Origin of the sequence: Sphingomonas sp. CCH5-D11 (genome assembly GCF_001557395.1) — a bacterium.
Lineage (GTDB): Bacteria > Pseudomonadota > Alphaproteobacteria > Sphingomonadales > Sphingomonadaceae > Sphingomonas.
Window position 1 is genome coordinate 1 of record NZ_LSKH01000217.1, and the last position, 16,773, is coordinate 16,773.

A 16,773-nucleotide genomic window follows, 5' to 3' on the forward strand; every position below is an offset into this window, starting at 1 on the left:
GCTCGTCGGCGATCGCGCATCGGCCGTTTTGCTCGGGCTGCGGTACGCCGCTTGGCTTCGCATTTCTCCAGGATGCGGAGAACGTCGACGTGACGATCGGCAGCTTCGACGATCCCCAACGGTTCAAACCGAAACATCATTACGCAGTCGAAAGTATGCATGAAGCGTGGCTCGATACGGGGGACTTGCCACGCACGCGTAGCGAAGAGAATGAGAATGTCGTGAAACGCTGGATGGACGCTTGTGGCAAAACACCCGATTGAGACGCATCACTTCGCCAGTTTCGATGGCACCAAGCTGGCCTGGCATGAGATGGGGGCTGGCCGCCCAATTGTCCTGATCCACGGCTATTTCTCAGACGCGAATACCAACTGGATCCGCTACGGTCATGCCGACGCGATCGCCGCCAAGGGCTATCGCGTCATCATGCCGGACCTTCGCGCGCATGGCGACAGCGACAAGCCTCATGGGTCGGCCGCTTATCCGCCTGACGCGCTGGCGCAGGATGGTCATGCGCTGATCGCGCACCTGGGCCTCACCGATTATGATCTGGGCGGCTATTCTCTTGGAGCCCGCACGACCGGCCGGATGCTTGCAACCGGCGCGACGCCAGGTCGCGTCGTCTTTTCCGGCATGGGGTTGGAGGGCATCATTCATGCGGAGCGCCGGCAGGATCATTTTCGCCACATCCTCACCAATCTCGGCAAGCACGAGCGAGGAAGCCCGGCCTGGCTCGCGGAGGCATTCCTCAAGACGACTGGTGGTGATCCGGTAGCGCTGCTGGGCATTCTCGATACGTTCGTATCGACCCCGCGCGAGGCGGTAGCGGCGTTCGAGTGGCCGGCCGTTGTGGTGAATGGCCGAGAAGACGACGACAATGGGTCCGCGGCGGCGCTGGCCGATCTGCTCCCGCACGGCCGGTTGGTGGAGGTGCCGGGCAATCACATGAGTTCGGTGACAAAACCGGAGCTTGGCCAAGCTATCGCAGAGTTCCTGGCGGGTTGACCGTGCTGCGCCCGGCGCGCAGTTTCACACCATAACGACACATCAGGACACAGCATGAATCGTCAGATCGTATCGCTCGCCGCCCTCGCGGCGACGCTTGTCGCCGTTCCCGTGGCGGCCCAGCAGGCGACCTCGCCCGCAGTCACGCCTGCTCAGGCAGATGCCTTTGTCGCGGCGGCAGAAAAGAAGCTTGCGGATGCCAGCGTGGATGGCGCGCGGATCGCCTGGGTGAACGCGACCTATATCACCGACGATACCGACGCGCTCGCCGCCAAGGCCGGTGGCGAATATACCGAGCTTCAGGTGAAGCTCGCGACGCAAGCCGCCAAATATCGCGCGCTGCCCGGCCTGTCGGCGGACACCCGCCGCAAGCTCGATCTTCTGGTCGGCGGGATCACCCTGCCGGCGCCCACCCGCGCAGGGGCGGCGGAGGAGCTGTCCACGCTCTTCACCAAGATGGGCTCCAGCTACGGCAAGGGCCGCGGAACGCTGAACGGCCAGCCGATCAACGGCTCGGACATCGAGGCGGCGATGGGCGATGAGCGTGATCCCGCCAAGCTGAAGGAAATGTGGGTCAGCTGGCACGACAATGTCGGCGCGCCGATGCGCCAGGATTATGTCGCCGCGACCAAGCTGACCAACGAGGGCGCGGTTGGGTTGGGCTTCAAGGACGCAGGCGCGCTGTGGCGGTCCGGCTATGACATGAAGCCTGACGAATTCGCCGCGCTCACCGATAAGCTCTGGGGTGAGGTGGAGCCGCTGTACCAGGCGCTGCACACCTATGTTCGCTGGAAGCTCAATGAGAAGTACGGCGACGCCGTGCAGCCCAAGACCGGCCCGATCCGCGCCGACCTGCTCGGCAACATGTGGGCACAGGAATGGGGCAACATCTATGACGTCGTGGCGCCGGCCGGTGCGGGCGACCTAGGCTATGACATCGGCGATCTGCTCAAGGCGAAGCAGTATGATCCGGTGAAGATGGTGAAGACCGGTGAGGGTTTCTATTCCTCGCTCGGCTTTGCGCCTCTGCCCGAGACGTTCTGGAAGCGGTCGCAGATCGTGAAGCCGCAGGATCGCGAGGTGATCTGTCACGCCAGTGCCTGGGACGTCGACAATGTCGACGACCTGCGCATCAAGATGTGCACCAAGGTGAATTCAGATGACTTCGTCACCATCCACCACGAGCTCGGCCACAATTACTATCAGCGCGCCTACAATCAGCAGCCGTTCCTGTACAAGAACGGTGCGAATGACGGCTTCCACGAGGCGATCGGCGACTTCGTCGCACTGTCGATCACGCCGGACTATCTGGTGAAGATCAACCTGCTCGATCAGGCGAAGGTGCCGGCGGCGGACAAGGATGTCGGTCTGCTGCTGCGCCAGGCGATGGACAAGGTGGCGTTCCTGCCTTTCGGGCTGATGGTGGACAAATACCGCTGGCAGCTGTTCTCGGGCGAGATCCCCGCTGGCCAGATGCAGGCGGGCTGGGACAAGCTGCGCCTACAGTACCAGGGCATCGTTCCCCCGGTCGCACGTGACGAAACCAAGTTCGATGCCGGCGCCAAGTATCACGTTGCGGCGGGCGTGCCGTACACGCGCTACTTCCTGGCGCGCATTCTCCAGTTCCAGTTCTACGAGGCGGCGTGCAAGCAGGCTGGCTGGAAGGGGCCGCTCCACCGTTGTTCCTTCTACGGCGACAAGGACGTGGGCGCGAAGCTCGATGCGATGCTGAAGATGGGTCAGTCCAAGCCCTGGCCGGACGCGCTTCAGGCCTTCACGGGCACGCGCGACATGTCGGGCAAGGCGATGGTCGCCTATTTCGCCCCGCTGAAGAAGTGGCTCGATCAGCAGAACAAGGGAAAGCCGAGCGGCTGGTAATAGCCAGAAACAATGAACACCGCTTCATGCGACATGAAGCGGTGTTCACGTTATCGATGCGGCAAGCGCTTTAGGCGTCGCTATTCGGGTATGACGTTCTCGTCTGCGATGCCGGCTTCGAAGGATTTCGATGCATCCTCGCCGTCAGGCATGTGCGCCTTCTTCGCCTCATCATCGGGCGAGCTGCTCGTGCCTGCCGGCTTTTCGTCTTTCGCGGAGGCGGGTTGATCGTCCGCCTGCTTCTTCGGCGTCGAGCCGCGTAGCGACAGCAATGCGGCCGTCGCCGCGGCACCAACAGCGGCGAGCCCGCCTGCAATGGCGGCCTTGCTCTTCCAGACGGGTGGCTTGTCCGTCTCGGCGCTCGACTGTGCCTTCGGCTTCGCGGGCCGCTTGGGCGGCGGCGTCGCGCGTTTGGTCGAGCGCGGCTTCGGCGGGGCCGGTGACTTTCTGGCCGGCGTAGGCTTTGCGGCGCTTTCACTCGCTTCCGCCGCAGGCTTCCGGCGCGGCTTGGCAGCCGGCTTGTCTGCGGCCGACTTCGCCGTGGAGCTCTTGCGCGGAGCCCGCCGGGCGGGCGGCTTGGGCGCAGCGGCAGGCGGCGTTTCTTCGTTGTCGGCCAAGGTCAGCTCCCCATACTGCATGAATGGGGAGCGTAACGCAGCGACCCGATGAAACGTTTCCTCACCGCAACGTCGTTTAGCGGAACGGCGGCTCGTTGAAGGCGCGCAGCTTGCGGCTGTGCAGCTTCTGCCCCTCGCGGCGCAGTTCTTCGCAGGTCTCGATCCCGATCCGCATATGTTCGGAAATCGCCCGCTCGTAGAAGCGGTTGGCTTGGCCCGGCAATTTGAGCTCGCCGTGCAACGGCTTGTCGGACACGCACAGCAGGGTTCCGTATGGAACGCGGAAGCGGAAGCCCTGCGCCGCGATTGTTGCCGATTCCATGTCGATCCCGACTGCGCGGCTGAGCGAGAAACGTAGCGCCGACCGGCTGTAGCGAAGCTCCCAGTTGCGATCGTCCGTCGTGACGATCGTGCCGGTGCGCAGGCGCCGCTTCAGTTCCTCGCCGGATTGACCGGAGACGGTTTCGGCGGCTCGTGCCAGCGCCTGCTGCACCTCCGCGATGGCGGGGACAGGGATCTCGGGCGGCAGCATATCATCCAGCACATGGTCGTCGCGAAGATAGGCGTGCGCCAGGACATAGTCCCCGATGCGCTGCGACGGCCGCAGCCCGCCGCAGTGGCCGATCATCATCCAGGCATCCGGCCGGGTCACGGCCAGGTGATCGGTGATCGTCTTCGCGTTGGACGGGCCGACGCCGATGTTGACCAGGGTGATGCCGGCGCGATCCGGCGCCATGAGGTGGTAGGCCGGCATCTGGAGCCGCCGCCATGCCGTGTCATCCAGCATCGCGGGATCATCCCCGGGACGGAACATCACGCCGCCGGGGCCGGCCAGTGCGGTGAAGCGGCTGTCGCCATCTACCTGCGCCGTGGCCCAGCGGACGAATTCGTCGACGTAGCGGTGATAGTTGGTGAACAGCACATACCGCTGGACATGCTCCGGCGCCGTGCCGGTATAGTGCCGCAAGCGGGCGAGGCTGAAATCGGTGCGAAGCCCGTCAAAGAGGGCGAGCGGGCGTGTTCCGTCGATCGACGCCCACAATCCATCGGCAATCTCGTCACCGATATGGGCAAGTTCGGTTGCCGGGAAATGCCGGGCGAGTTCGGCCGCGGAGACTTCGTCCAGGCTGAGCGCGTGGCCCGCATCAAGCACGTAGGGGAAGGGGATCTCCGTTGCGCCCGGAACCGCTTCGACCGAAACCTCATAATCCTCGATCAGCAGGGTAAGCTGCTCGATTAGGTATTCGGCGAACAAGCCGGGCTTTGTTACGGAAATGCGGTATTCGCCGGGCGTGACCAGCCGGCCGAACGAGCGCAGCGGGGCAGGGCGATCGATGCCACCCAGGAACCTCAGACGAATTTCCGGATAAGCGAACGAGCCGTCACGGCGGGATTCGGGCGAGGGCGCCACACCCTTGGTCAGGTAAAGGTTCAGTGCGGCTTGTAAGCGGGCAACAGCGTCGGTGTAGAGCCGGTCTAGTTCGGCAACGATCTCTTGTGCAGTCATCGCGGATTGTTACGCCGCGGCGGTGACACTGGCAAGACGCCGCTCCGCTGCGTGCGCGGAGCGGCCCTGGTTCATCAGTGTTTGGTTTTGCCCTTGCCGGTTTCCGGCTGGCTGCGCCGGCTGGCGGCGTAAGCGGCACCGCCCACGGCGGCAGCGACACCGGCGATGATGCCCGCTGTCGCATAGGGATGCTCCTTGGCAGCATCCACGGTCGCGGTGGTAGCGGAGTTCATCCGCGCCTGAGCGTCACCGGCAGCGTTACGCGCGCGCTCCGCCAAGGTGGCTGAGTCCTTCTGGCCCGCATCGGTGTGGGTTGCGTTGGTCATGCCATTCCTCCTTCGAAGATAGCCGACCAACGCGTGCCTTGATCAGAGGTTGCCGAGAAGGTGATCGGCCGAGCTGACCTTGAACTCGCCCGGCGCCTCGACATGGAGTTGCTCCACCACGCCGTCGTTGACGATCATGGCATAGCGCTGGCTGCGCTTGCCCATGCCGAACTTCGACCCATCCATGGACAGGCCGAGCGCTTCGGCGAAGTCTCCGTTGCCGTCGGCGAGCATGGTTACGTCGGATGCGCCGGCCGACTTCGACCATGCGCCAAGCACGAACGGATCATTCACGGACGTGCAGGCAATCTCGTCGATCCCCTTCGCCTTCAGCTCGCCGGCCTTTTCGACGAAGCCGGGCAGGTGCTTCGCGGAGCAAGTCGGGGTGAAGGCGCCCGGAACCGCGAACAGGGCAATTCGTCGACCAGCGAAATAATCCTGCGCGTCAATCGCTTCAGGACCGTTTTCCGTCGCTTTCACAAGAGTAGTCCCGGGCAGCTTGTCCCCGACCTTGATCGTCATTCGAATTCTCCTGCAGCCGCTTGTTGCGGTTGGCCTCTCCTCGCAATGCCGTGGCTTCTTTTCAAGCGTGACGACCCGGCGTCGCTCGGCTTAGAGTAACTCTATGGAGACAGCGACCTTTCTCACCGGCCAGTTCCTCCTCGCCATGCCCGGGATCGGCGATCCGCGATTTCAGCAAGCGGTGATCGCCGTGTGCGCGCATGACACAAAGGGGGCGATCGGCATCGGAATCGGCGCTCAACTCGCCGGGCTCGGACTGCACGACGTGCTGGAGCAGGTGAGCATCGATCCCGGCGAGACGCCGAATGCGCCCATTCATTTCGGTGGTCCTGTCGAGACGCGCCGTGGCTTTGTTCTGCATTCGCGTGACTGGAGCGGCCAGGACACCATCGACGTGGCCGGCAAATGGGCGCTTTCCGGAACGCTCGACGCCTTGCGCGCGATCGCTTCGGGCAAGGGGCCGGGGCGCTGGCTGGTCGCCCTTGGCTACGCCGGATGGGGCGCAGGTCAGCTCGATGACGAGATGACGCGGCATGGCTGGCTGAACGTGAACGACGACGAGGGCATGTTGTTCGACACGGGCACGGCGGATCGATGGAGCCGCGGGTTCAGCGCCGCCGGCATCGACCCGAGGCTGCTCGGCAGTGAAAGCGGGCACGCCTGAACGATCTGTCTGCGCGAGACCTGCGCGGTGAGGACGGTCAACCCTGTGCGCCATGATAGACCGCGGGCATTTGCTGAGGCGTCAGACCCGTCTCGCTTTTGCGACCCATGAGGTAGAAGCCGCTTGCGGCATCGCTCGCATAGGCTGCTGGGATGAGCGGATCGAATGCCGCCAGCCAGAAGAACGACAGCTTGGCGACCTTCCCGGCAGCGACGGAGCGAAACAGCCCACGAACGAAATAGTCGATGGACCAGAGCATCTGCGTGCCGGCGCCGCCGCAAACGCCGGTGCGGATCGCCTCAAACCGGCGGAACAGCCAGCGATGCCCGCTCGCCGTGAAGCGGAGGAAGTCATAGGCACCTTCGTGCACATGCTGAAGGAACGGCGTTTCAGCATAAGCGATACCGCCTGGCCGCAGGACGCGCCATATCTCGTCCACGACGACCTGTGGTTCCAGCACATGTTCGAGAACGGCCTGAACCACCACGCCGTCGACGCTGGCGTCTGCCAAAGGGATCTGGTGCGCATCCGCGACGAGCTGTGCCAAGGGAGACGCATATACGTCCAGCGCTACCACGCGAATGGTGGGATGTTCGTAGAGCGGCGCCATTCCTTGTCCGATCGTGCCACCCCCGACGACAAGCACCACCGGACGGTCGTTGTCCCTCAGCAGCAGCCGGATGAATTCCTGAACGTTCTCGCTGGTGATTTTCTTTGGCGGCGAAAGGAGGCGCTTCACCTGCGAGCGCAGCCCATGGAAGCGCGGTCGGCGCACCTGGCTCTCCGCTTGGTTGGCGAGCAGGGCTTCCTGCGAGAAGATGGAGCGGCTGAAATCCACGAGTACCGGCGCGTGGCCGACGAAGCTGAACCTAGTGGACGTATCCGCTTCGTCCACCAGGCTTGTTTCGCAACGTGTCAGTGGCCCGCCCGTTACCGGCGAGCGCAACAGCGGCGCGATCTCTTCAAGGGAAACAAGCATGGAGCGATCGTACGCACCGCCGCACCATCCAGCGACAGTGCCTCTTGAGCTAAGGATGAAGGCATGGGGGTGGGATTGTTGCTGAACTGAGCACGCCAACCCCGCAGGGTGATTATGTCAGACCTGGGTACAAACGGGCTATGTCAATTCCTCCAACGGGTGAGGAGCGCAGCTACACAGACCGGCTTCGGCTGAGATATAAAGATATCTTTATATTTGTAATCAGGAGGGTCGGGCGTTATGTCTGGCGGTATGCCGGCCGGTGATAGGCCTTGGCCGGCGTCACTTTCCTGGAGACCCGTAGTGGCCACCGTTCTCGATCGTCCCACCACCACCGACTATGTCATCAAGGACATCGGCCTTGCCGATTTCGGCCGCGCCGAAATCAACATCGCCGAGACGGAGATGCCGGGCCTGATGGCGCTGCGCGAGGAATATGGCGCGTCCCAGCCGCTGAAGGGCGCGCGCATCACCGGCTCGCTGCACATGACGATCCAGACCGCCGTGCTGATCGAGACGCTGACCGCGCTGGGTGCCGACGTCCGCTGGGCGACCTGCAACATCTTCTCGACGCAGGACCATGCCGCGGCCGCGATCGCCGCAGCCGGCATCCCGGTGTTCGCGGTGAAGGGCGAGAGCCTGGCCGATTACTGGGACTATGTCGGCAGCATCTTCGATTGGGATGACGGCAACGGCCAGACCGCCAACATCATCCTCGACGATGGCGGCGACGCGACGATGTTCGCGCTCTGGGGCGCCAAGCTCGAAGCCGGCGCTTCCTTTGGCGAGCCGGAGAATGCTGAAGAGGTCGAGTTCCAGCGCGCGCTCAAGGCGTTCATCGCCAAGAAGCCGGGCTATCTCACCGAGACGGTCAAGAACCTGAAGGGCGTTTCGGAAGAGACCACCACCGGCGTCCACCGCTTGTACGAGATCGCCAAGAAGGGCGAGCTGCCGTTCCCCGCGATCAACGTCAATGACTCGGTGACCAAGTCGAAGTTCGATAATCTTTACGGCTGCAAGGAATCCCTGGTCGACGCGATCCGCCGTGCGACCGACGTGATGCTCGCCGGCAAGGTCGCCTGCGTCGCTGGCTTTGGCGATGTTGGAAAGGGCTCCGCGCAGTCGCTGCGTAATGGCGGCGCGCGCGTGCTCGTTACCGAGATCGACCCGATCTGCGCGCTGCAGGCGGCGATGGAAGGCTTCGAGGTTGTGACGATGGACGAGGCGGTGAAGCGCGCCGACATCTTCGTCACCGCGACCGGCAACGCTGATGTGATCACGGCCGATCACATGAAGGCGATGAAGCCGATGAGCATCGTTTGCAACATTGGCCACTTCGACAGTGAGATCCAGATCGCGGCACTCGACAATTACGAGTGGACCGAAGTGAAGCCGGGAACCGACCTGGTGAAGTTCCCGGACGGCAAGCAGATCATCGTTCTTGCCAAGGGCCGCCTGGTGAATCTGGGCTGCGCGACCGGACATCCGTCTTTCGTGATGAGCGCATCGTTCACCAACCAGACGCTGGCGCAGATCGAGCTGTGGACCAAGGGCGAGAACTACAAGAACGAAGTGTACGTTCTGCCCAAGCACCTCGACGAGAAGGTTGCGGCGCTGCACCTCGAGAAGCTGGGCGTGCAGCTGTCGAAGCTGACGGCTAAGCAGGCGGGCTACATCGGCGTGCCGGTCGAGGGGCCGTTCAAGCCGGATCACTATCGCTACTGATGCGCTGATCCACGGTGCAAACGGCGGTCGCTCGCGAGGGCGGCCGCCGTTTTCGTTTCGGATCCGTGTAACCTTGGTGCAACACGTCCCAAGGCAATGTAGTTAACGCTACGGAAAGCTTGCATCCAAGGCGCAGTACGAAGAGTTGAGCCCCCCAAAATCAAGAGCGCCGAAACGGGCGCCCCGATCAGTAAAAGGGCTTAGTCATGACTACGTTGCGCCGCACGCTACTGGCATCTTCTCTCCTGAGCGGCATGATCGCTCTTCCCGCTGCCGCGCAGGTCGAGCCGACCGTGCAGAGCCAGACCGCAGAGGTGCCGACCGCCGACAATGTCGCAACAGTGACCGATGATGCGAGCGGGGACGCCGACATCGTCGTCACCGGTTCGCGCATCGCCCGCCCCGAAGTGGATGCTCCCACCCCGGTGACGAGCTTCTCGGCCGCGACGCTTCAACAATCGGGCCGTGTGAACGTAACCGATTTCCTGGCGCAAAACCCCGCCCTGCTTGGTTCATCCACCAGCGGTACACAGTCGGGGTCGACCGGAGGGTTCGGCGCAACGGGCACCAACCTCCTGAACCTGCGCAATCTGGGAACGGATCGTACGCTGGTGCTGGTCGACGGTCGCCGCCACGTTGCGGGATTGCCCGGCTCGGCATCGGTGGACATCAACACCATCCCTGTCGACCTGATCGATCGAATCGACGTGACCACGGGCGGCGCATCGGCAGTGTACGGTGCGGATGGCGTGTCGGGCGTCGTCAACTTCGTCCTGAAGCGCAATTTCGAGGGGCTGCTCGCCCGTGCCCAGACCGGCATTTCGGACGAGGGCGATGCGGGCAACCGCTATATCTCGATCACCGCGGGCAAGAACTTCTCCGGTGGTCGCGGCAATGTGGCCCTGTCGTATGAGTTCCGGGAAGACGACCGGCTCAGCAGCTTCAGCCGCAGCCGCACCGGCGATCCGCAGCAGTTGTTCGGACTGGTTCGCGATCCGGGCGACATCCCGGACGATCCGAGCCGCTTCGACCGCGTGCTGACCAACAACCTGCGCTATGCCGACAGTTCGCGCGATGGCGCGGTGAACGTGCGCCAGGTACTGAACCCCGAAACCGGAGAACTCGAATTTACCGGGACGCCAGACTTCACGGGCAGCGGCCGGGTATATGATCGCGGCCGCCTCCTGCCGGGCACCGGCCTAACGCAGGGCGGCGACAGCACGCCACAGGCGGGCTATCAGGGCGATCTCCAGCCGCAGAACCGCATTCACAACATCAATCTGCTGACGAGCTTCGAAGTGTCACCGGCGCTGCGACTGTTCGCGCAGGGCAAATACACCAACACCAAGAGCTTCAGCGTCGCGCAGCCGAGTTTCGACTTCTTCACCTATCTCGCGCCGGACAATGCCTTTCTCCTGGATCGCTTCGGCGGCGCTGCACCGGCCGGCGCGCTGGTCTCGCGCGACAATTTCGATCTTGGCGTGCGGGGTGAATCGAACAAGCGTGAAACCTATCGTGCCGTCATCGGCGCGGACGGGCGGATCAGCGACCATGCCCGATATGAAATTTCCTATGTCTATGGGCGGACCGACAGCCGGTTCCTGAGCACCAACTATCGCATTGCGGACCGCTATTTCGCGGCGCTTGATGCGGTGCGCGATCCGACCAGCGGGCAGATCGTGTGTCGTTCGGATCTGGATCCCACCGCCAACATCGACCCGAACAACTTCGATGCGCCGGCAACCACCTTCACGCCGGGGGCAAGCAGCGGGTGTCAGCCGCTGAACATCCTGGGTGAAAATGTGGCGAGTGCCGCGGCCCTCAACTTCATCAATGCCGATCTGATCAACACCTATCGCGTGCAGCAGCATGTGGTATCGGGATCGATCTCGGGCGACTTCGGCCAGTTCTTTGAGCTGCCTGGCGGGCCGGTCGATTTCGCGATTGGCGGTGAATACCGCAAGGAAATCAGCTCCTTCGTGTCGGACCCGCTGTCACAGCAAGGTGCCCTGGCCGATTTGGCGCAGATCCTGCCGGAGCGCGGCAGCTTCGATGTCAAGGAAGCGTTCGGAGAACTGCGCGTTCCCGTGCTGCGCGACCTGCCGTTTGCCGACACGCTGGAATTCAATGCCGCCCTTCGCCTGTCCGATTATTCCACGGTGGGCAGCACCACGACCTGGCAGGTCAGCGGGATCTACGCTCCCGTGCGCGACGTGCGGTTCCGCGGCGGGTATTCGGAAGCGGTGCGCGCACCGAACGTGACGGAGCTGTTCGCGCCGCAGAACGGGGCCTTCTCCTTTATCGATGATCCGTGCGATCCGGAGAATCTGCCGGAGGGCACGCAATATCGCGTCGCCAATTGCCAGGCGGCGCTGACCGCGGCCGGCCTTTCGCCGGCCCAGATCTCCGCCTTCAACCCGGTGAACGACCCGCAGGCGACCGCCACATTGCCGGGCCGTTCCGGCGGCAACAACGCTCTGGGTGAGGAAACCGCGAAGACATGGACGGTCGGCGTCGTCGTCCAGCCGCACTTCGTGCCGGGGCTGCAGATCACCGCGGACTGGTTCAACATTAAGCTTAGGGATGCGATCAACACGCCCGAGGCGCAGCAGCTTGTCGACCTGTGCGTCGATCAGCCGACGCTCGACAACATCTATTGTGCCAACGTGACCCGCTCTTCCACCACGGGTTATGTGTCCGACTATTTCGTGCGTCCGCAGAATGTCGCCGAGTTCCGCACGCAGGGACTGGACGTGACGGCCAATTACCGGATCGACGCTGGTTCGGCCGGTGTGTTCAACCTCAAGCTGGTGGGCAATTACCTCGATCGTCTGGACTTTGTGCCGACGCCCGGTGCCGAGCGCGAGAACGAGTTGCTGCGTGCCAGCGTGACCCGGCTGGCGCCGAAATATAGCGGAACCTTTGACCTTACCTGGACCAAGGACGCGCTGACGCTGAACTATGGCCTGAACTATTTCAGCAAGCTTCGCCGGTACACGGAGGACGAGGTTGTCGCGAACCCGGACATCTCGGATCCGCAATACATCTTCTACCGCGAACGCTGGGAGCATGATGTTCAGGCGTCCATCGCCGCTGGCGACAGGTTCAACATCTACTTCGGCGTCAACAATCTGACCAACAAGGTCGGCGACGTAGCGAGCATTCGTTATCCCTATTCGCCTATAGGCCGGTACTTCTATGCCGGGGCGCGGCTGGCGCTCGACTCGATCTTCTGATCGGGTCGCCTGCTTGAATCGGAGGGGGGCTGGAACGCACATCCGTTCCAGCCCCCCTTTTTGCGTGTTCGACGAGTGAAGAGCGGCGATTAGCCTGCTGCCTGCTTCATCACCCGCTGGCCTTCCGCCTGGACCACCGCGTCCTTCACGGCGGCGAGATAGCCGGCAACGTCACCGGCGCTGGACGGCACGGCCTGTCGCAACGTGATGAAGCCGTGGATGTTGCCGATCGCCTCACGGAACGTGACCGGTACGCCCGCCAGGATCAACGCGGCGGCATAAGCGCGGCCCTGATCGCGGATCGGATCCAGGCTCGCCGTGATGACCACCGCCGGCGGGAGGCCGACCAGATTGCCGATCATCGGCGATCCCCGGAAATCGGTGAAGTCGGCCTGATAATGTTCCGCGAACCAGATCATCGTCTCGCGGGTGAGGAGGTAACCATCGGCGAAGTCGTTGAACGAGGGATATTCCTTGTTCATGTCGGCGGCCGGATACATTGGCGCCTGAACGATGACCGGCACGTCGGCGGCATTGTCCCGCAGGCTCATCGCCGTGGTGATCGTCAGCGTCCCGCCGGCGCTGTCGCCCGACAGGACCAACCCGGTGGCGGTCCGGCCCAGTTCCGACGGGCTGGAGGCGATCCAGCGTGCCGCCGCTTCGCAGTCCGCCGGGGCGGCTGGCCAGCGATGCTCCGGCGCGAGGCGATAATCTACCGAGACCACCGGCAGATCGAGCTGGCGCGACATTTCCGCGGTGAAGCTGGCATGGGTATCGATGTTGCCGATCACGAAGCCGCCGCCGTGGAAGAAGACCACCACCGGGCCCGGTTCCCGCGTGGCGCGTACGTCGAACAGGCGCGCCGGAATGTCACCGGCGGGCCCGGGGATGATGAGGTCCTTGATCGTTGCGAGCTCCCCGACCGGCGTATCAGCAACGTCCTTCATCGCGAGATACATCTGGCGCGCAGCCTCGGCGGTGCCTTCATGCGTCTTGGGGCCGGGCGTGCTGTTCAGAAAATCGAGGAAGCCGCGCACGTCGGGGCGCACATAGGGCCCATCGTTCGATGAAGCGGCGCCACCCTGCGTGTCGCGGATCAGCGTATCAGTCATTCCTCTCTCCTCAGGTTCGCTTTTGCTACCTATCTTGGCGCAGATGATCGCTGTCGTCCATCACCCCGATTACGTCGCGGAAGCGCCCGGCAGGAGCAGTTATCGCTGGGGCAAGAACGGCGCGATTCGTGATCTCCTGCGCGACGAGGGGACGGCGATTTGCTGGCACGAGCCGGATCTGGCGCTGCGCTCCTGGCTCGAGGCGGCGCATGATCCCGGCTATGTCGCGGAGGTGCTGGAGGCCCGCGTTCCACGGGACAAGGAACGGCGGATCGGCTTTCCTGTGACGGCGGTGGTGGCGCGGCGAGCGCAGGTGGTGCCTGGCGGCACATACCAGGCGGCGCGGCTTGCGATGGCCCATGGCTTTGCCGCGAACACGGCAGGGGGCAGCCATCACGCGCTGGCGGCGACGGGTGCTGGCTATTGCGTGTTCAACGATCTGGCGATCGCAGCACTGCAACTCGCACGCGAAGGCCGCCGCGTCCTGATTGTCGATGTGGACGTGCATCAGGGCGATGGCACGGCCGCGCTGACCGCCGGCCACCCAGCCATCGCAACCTATTCGATTCACGCGGAAAAGAACTTCCCGGCACGAAAGGCGAGGTCCACCGTGGATGTGCCTTTGCCCGACGGCGTGGATGACGCGGGCTATCTGGATGCGCTGCGATCGACATTGCCGCCGCTGCTTCAGGAGTTCGCGCCCGATTTGATCCTTTATCAGGGCGGGGTCGATCCGTTCAGCGGCGACCGGCTGGGGCGCCTCTCGCTGACGGAGGACGGACTGGGTAAACGTGACCTGCTGGTCGCGAACATGGCGCTTGAGCGCGGGCTGCCGATGGCGAGCACGGTGGGGGGTGGGTATGGCGATGACGTGCTGGCCATCGCGCGGCGGCATGTTGATGTCATCCTGCGGCTGGGCCGGGCCTATGCCGAGCGATGGCAGGCAGGAACCCGGCTGACCCCAGCCGCGTAGAGCGGCGATGACCACCATCGTCTGGTTTCGCCAGGACCTCCGCCTCCACGACCACCCAGCGCTGCTATCGGCCGCTGCATCGGGCGCGATCATTCCCGTCTATGTGCTTGATAACGAAGGACCGGGTGAGTGGCGGATCGGCGGTGCGCAGCGCTGGTGGCTGCACCACAGCCTAGCCACGCTGGACGCATCGCTGCGGGAGAAAGGCAGCCGGCTGATCCTGCGGCAGGGCCCTGCGGCGGCAACCCTGTTGGCACTGGCGGAGGAAACTGGCGCCGACGCCATCCACACCATCCGCCATTACGAACCATGGTGGCGGGCAGCAGAAGCGGCCATTGGCGAAGGGCTTTGCTTGCACGAGGGGGGGCATCTGCGGCCGCCGGAGAGCGTGACAACGGCAAGCGGCGGCCGCTTCCGGATTTTCTCGGCCTTCTTCCGGAGTCTTTCGGCCATGCTGCCGCCCGAGCCCCCGTGCGGCCCCCCGGACGTGTTAACCGCGCCCGAGCGCTGGCCCGCGAGCGACGATCTCGCGGACTGGAACCTCCTGCCAACCCGGCCGAACTGGGCAAGCGGCTTCGAGGAGTGGACGCCAGGAGAGGCGGGGGCACGCGCGGCCCTCGAAACCTTCGCGGATGCGATCCGGCACTATTCGACCGGGCGCAACATGCCGTCCGAGGAAGGCACGTCCCGGCTGTCGCCTCACCTTCACCATGGCGAGTTCTCACCGCGGCAGGTGTGGCATAAGCTGAGCGACGGGGGCGAGGGTGGGGCCGCGTTTCGGCGAGAGCTGGCATGGCGGGATTTCACCGCGGGGCTGATCCTGGCGCTGCCCGATTATGCGCGTGAGAACGGGCGCAGGCAGTTCGATCGACTACCATGGCGAGAGGCGCCGGCGGACCTGAAGGCGTGGCAGCAGGGGCGGACCGGCTATCCCATCGTCGATGCCGGGATGCGGCAATTGTGGGCAACCGGATGGATGCACAACCGGGTGCGCATGATCACCGCGAGCTTCCTCGTGAAGCATCTGCTGGTCGACTGGCGCGAAGGCGAGCGCTGGTTCTGGGATACGCTGGTCGACGCCGATTACGGCAACAACAGCGTGAACTGGCAGTGGGTGGCGGGTACCGGGATCGACGCCAACATGTTCGGCCGGATCATGGCGCCGCTGAGCCAATCGGAGAAGTTCGAGGCGGGCGACTATATCCGGCGCTGGGTGCCGGAGCTGCGCGGGGTATCCGACGCGACGATCCACGACCCGGACGAGGCAGGCTGTCGCCCCGCCGATTACCCGCCGAAGATCATCGGCCATCGCGAAGCGCGCGAACGCGCACTGGCGGCGGGCCGCAAAGTACGCTGACCGCCACCATCTTGGCCTCTTTCGCCGCGTGCCCCGCCGGTGCATGAGCGCGCCATGCACGGGAAGGTCGAACTGGCGCGGTCACATAACCGCTGGGCGCGCAGCGTCGCGCCGCTTTATCATCGCATTCTCGATCGGATCGATGCCGGGTTGGAGCAAGGAGCGATCGAGGCAAGCCTGCCCGACGGAACATGCAGGCTGCTCGGCGGAAGAGGACCGGGCCCGATCGCGCATGTCGCGGTGGTGCGCTGGCGCGCGTTGCGGCGACTGGTGACCGGCGGGTCGATCGGCTGGTACGAAGGATGGGTGGATGGCGACTGGACCAGCCCGGATCTGGTGCCGATCTTCGACCTGTTCATGCGTAACCGGGGCACGCTGGGCAATGTGGCGCGGGCGAAGCGCGGAGCGCGTGTCGCCGCCCGGCTGATCCATGCCCTTCGCCACAATGACCGGCGCAACGCCCGGCGCAACATTGCTGCGCATTACGATCTAGGCAACGATTTCTACGAAGCGTGGCTGGACCCGACGCTGACCTATTCCAGCGCCTTGTTCGCCGCTGGCGATACGCTGGAGGCCGGGCAGCATCGCAAGCTTTCCGCCATTCTTGACCGACTGGACGTGCCCGCCGGCGGGACGATGCTGGAGATCGGCTGCGGTTGGGGATCGCTGGCGGAAGCGGCGGGCAAGCGGGGCATCAAGGTGCGTGCGATCACGCTGGCGGAGGAGCAGCAGCGGCATGTGGCGGTGCGCACCCGCGACCTGCCGGTGGCCGTGTCACTGACCGATTATCGCGACGTCAAAGGGCAATATGACGGCATCGCTTCAATCGAGATGGTCGAGGCGGTGGGGGAGCGTTACTGGAACGATTATCT

Annotated in this window: 15 protein-coding genes; 9 read left to right on the forward strand and 6 right to left on the reverse strand. The window is 64.1% G+C overall.

Going from position 1 to position 16,773, the window contains the following annotated elements; translation table 11 throughout:
- The 3 genes from AX702_RS13785 to AX702_RS13795 form a co-directional block, all read left to right on the forward strand.
- On the forward strand, positions 1-263 hold a 263-nt coding region (locus AX702_RS13785; protein WP_197420607.1), incomplete at its 5' end, for a GFA family protein.
- The gene (locus tag AX702_RS13790; RefSeq protein WP_066780501.1) at positions 244-1,005 is read left to right on the forward strand and encodes an alpha/beta fold hydrolase; all 762 of its coding nucleotides are present in this window, start codon (positions 244-246) and stop codon (positions 1,003-1,005) included. The genes AX702_RS13785 and AX702_RS13790, both read left to right, overlap by 20 nt.
- Before the next feature lie 54 nt (positions 1,006-1,059).
- Positions 1,060-2,883, forward strand: coding sequence for a M2 family metallopeptidase (locus tag AX702_RS13795; protein WP_066780503.1), 1,824 nt, complete (start codon positions 1,060-1,062; stop codon positions 2,881-2,883).
- 80 nt (positions 2,884-2,963) lie between these two features.
- On the opposite strand, the gene AX702_RS13800 is transcribed toward AX702_RS13795, so the two are convergent.
- From AX702_RS13800 to AX702_RS13815, 4 genes are all read right to left on the reverse strand, one after another.
- Positions 2,964-3,500 carry a hypothetical protein gene (locus AX702_RS13800; RefSeq protein ID WP_082746261.1) on the reverse strand — a complete coding sequence of 179 codons (537 nt, stop codon included), beginning with the start codon at positions 3,498-3,500 and terminating at the stop codon, positions 2,964-2,966.
- Between the two features lie 76 nt (positions 3,501-3,576).
- Positions 3,577-5,007, reverse strand: coding sequence for an AMP nucleosidase (locus AX702_RS13805; protein WP_066780507.1), 1,431 nt, complete (start codon positions 5,005-5,007; stop codon positions 3,577-3,579).
- A gap of 74 nt (positions 5,008-5,081) precedes the next feature.
- Positions 5,082-5,333 (reverse strand): hypothetical protein, encoded by a 252-nt coding sequence (locus AX702_RS13810; protein WP_066780508.1) that lies wholly within the window; start codon positions 5,331-5,333, stop codon positions 5,082-5,084.
- Positions 5,334-5,375: 42 nt separating this feature from the next.
- Positions 5,376-5,855 carry a peroxiredoxin gene (locus tag AX702_RS13815; protein ID WP_066780509.1) on the reverse strand — a complete coding sequence of 160 codons (480 nt, stop codon included), beginning with the start codon at positions 5,853-5,855 and terminating at the stop codon, positions 5,376-5,378.
- Between the two features lie 103 nt (positions 5,856-5,958).
- Between AX702_RS13815 and AX702_RS13820 the strand changes: the two genes are divergently transcribed.
- On the forward strand, positions 5,959-6,519 hold the full coding sequence (locus AX702_RS13820) for a YqgE/AlgH family protein (RefSeq protein ID WP_066780510.1): 561 nt from the start codon (positions 5,959-5,961) through the stop codon (positions 6,517-6,519).
- A 37-nt stretch (positions 6,520-6,556) separates the two neighbouring features.
- On the opposite strand, the gene AX702_RS13825 is transcribed toward AX702_RS13820, so the two are convergent.
- Positions 6,557-7,498, reverse strand: coding sequence for a class I SAM-dependent methyltransferase (locus tag AX702_RS13825; RefSeq protein WP_066780512.1), 942 nt, complete (start codon positions 7,496-7,498; stop codon positions 6,557-6,559).
- 303 nt (positions 7,499-7,801) lie between these two features.
- Here AX702_RS13825 and ahcY point away from each other — a divergent pair, with 303 nt between their 5' ends.
- A complete protein-coding gene (ahcY, locus tag AX702_RS13830; protein WP_066780514.1) occupies positions 7,802-9,223 on the forward strand; it encodes an adenosylhomocysteinase in 1,422 nt (473 codons plus the stop codon).
- 206 nt (positions 9,224-9,429) lie between these two features.
- A complete protein-coding gene (locus tag AX702_RS13835) occupies positions 9,430-12,459 on the forward strand; it encodes a TonB-dependent receptor plug domain-containing protein (protein ID WP_066780516.1) in 3,030 nt (1,009 codons plus the stop codon).
- Between the two features lie 89 nt (positions 12,460-12,548).
- Here the strand turns inward: AX702_RS13835 and AX702_RS13840 are convergent, their stop codons facing one another.
- Entirely contained in the window at positions 12,549-13,571 is a 1,023-nt protein-coding gene (locus tag AX702_RS13840; protein ID WP_066780518.1) for an alpha/beta hydrolase, read from the reverse strand.
- A gap of 43 nt (positions 13,572-13,614) precedes the next feature.
- Here AX702_RS13840 and AX702_RS13845 point away from each other — a divergent pair, with 43 nt between their 5' ends.
- The 3 genes from AX702_RS13845 to AX702_RS13855 form a co-directional block, all read left to right on the forward strand.
- Positions 13,615-14,544: a histone deacetylase family protein gene (locus AX702_RS13845; RefSeq protein WP_066780520.1), complete on the forward strand. Its 930-nt coding sequence runs from the start codon at positions 13,615-13,617 to the stop codon at positions 14,542-14,544.
- A gap of 7 nt (positions 14,545-14,551) precedes the next feature.
- Entirely contained in the window at positions 14,552-15,901 is a 1,350-nt protein-coding gene (locus tag AX702_RS13850) for a cryptochrome/photolyase family protein (protein WP_066780522.1), read from the forward strand.
- A 54-nt stretch (positions 15,902-15,955) separates the two neighbouring features.
- Positions 15,956-16,773, forward strand: an 818-nt coding sequence (locus tag AX702_RS13855) for a class I SAM-dependent methyltransferase (protein ID WP_197420608.1), incomplete at its 3' end; no start/stop codon positions are given.

Excerpts from the sequence above, each read along its gene's own strand:
- AX702_RS13820 (WP_066780510.1), top strand. The coding sequence starts at position 5,959 with ATGGAGACAGCGACCTTTCTCACCGGCCAGTTCCTCCTCGCCATGCCC.
- AX702_RS13810 (WP_066780508.1), bottom strand. The coding sequence starts at position 5,333 with ATGACCAACGCAACCCACACCGATGCGGGCCAGAAGGACTCAGCCACC.
- AX702_RS13850 (WP_066780522.1), top strand. The coding sequence starts at position 14,552 with ATGACCACCATCGTCTGGTTTCGCCAGGACCTCCGCCTCCACGACCAC.
- AX702_RS13840 (WP_066780518.1), bottom strand. The coding sequence starts at position 13,571 with ATGACTGATACGCTGATCCGCGACACGCAGGGTGGCGCCGCTTCATCG.
- AX702_RS13845 (WP_066780520.1), top strand. The coding sequence starts at position 13,615 with ATGATCGCTGTCGTCCATCACCCCGATTACGTCGCGGAAGCGCCCGGC.
- AX702_RS13835 (WP_066780516.1), top strand. The coding sequence starts at position 9,430 with ATGACTACGTTGCGCCGCACGCTACTGGCATCTTCTCTCCTGAGCGGC.
- AX702_RS13825 (WP_066780512.1), bottom strand. The coding sequence starts at position 7,498 with ATGCTTGTTTCCCTTGAAGAGATCGCGCCGCTGTTGCGCTCGCCGGTA.
- AX702_RS13795 (WP_066780503.1), top strand. The coding sequence starts at position 1,060 with ATGAATCGTCAGATCGTATCGCTCGCCGCCCTCGCGGCGACGCTTGTC.
- AX702_RS13815 (WP_066780509.1), bottom strand. The coding sequence starts at position 5,855 with ATGACGATCAAGGTCGGGGACAAGCTGCCCGGGACTACTCTTGTGAAA.
- AX702_RS13805 (WP_066780507.1), bottom strand. The coding sequence starts at position 5,007 with ATGACTGCACAAGAGATCGTTGCCGAACTAGACCGGCTCTACACCGAC.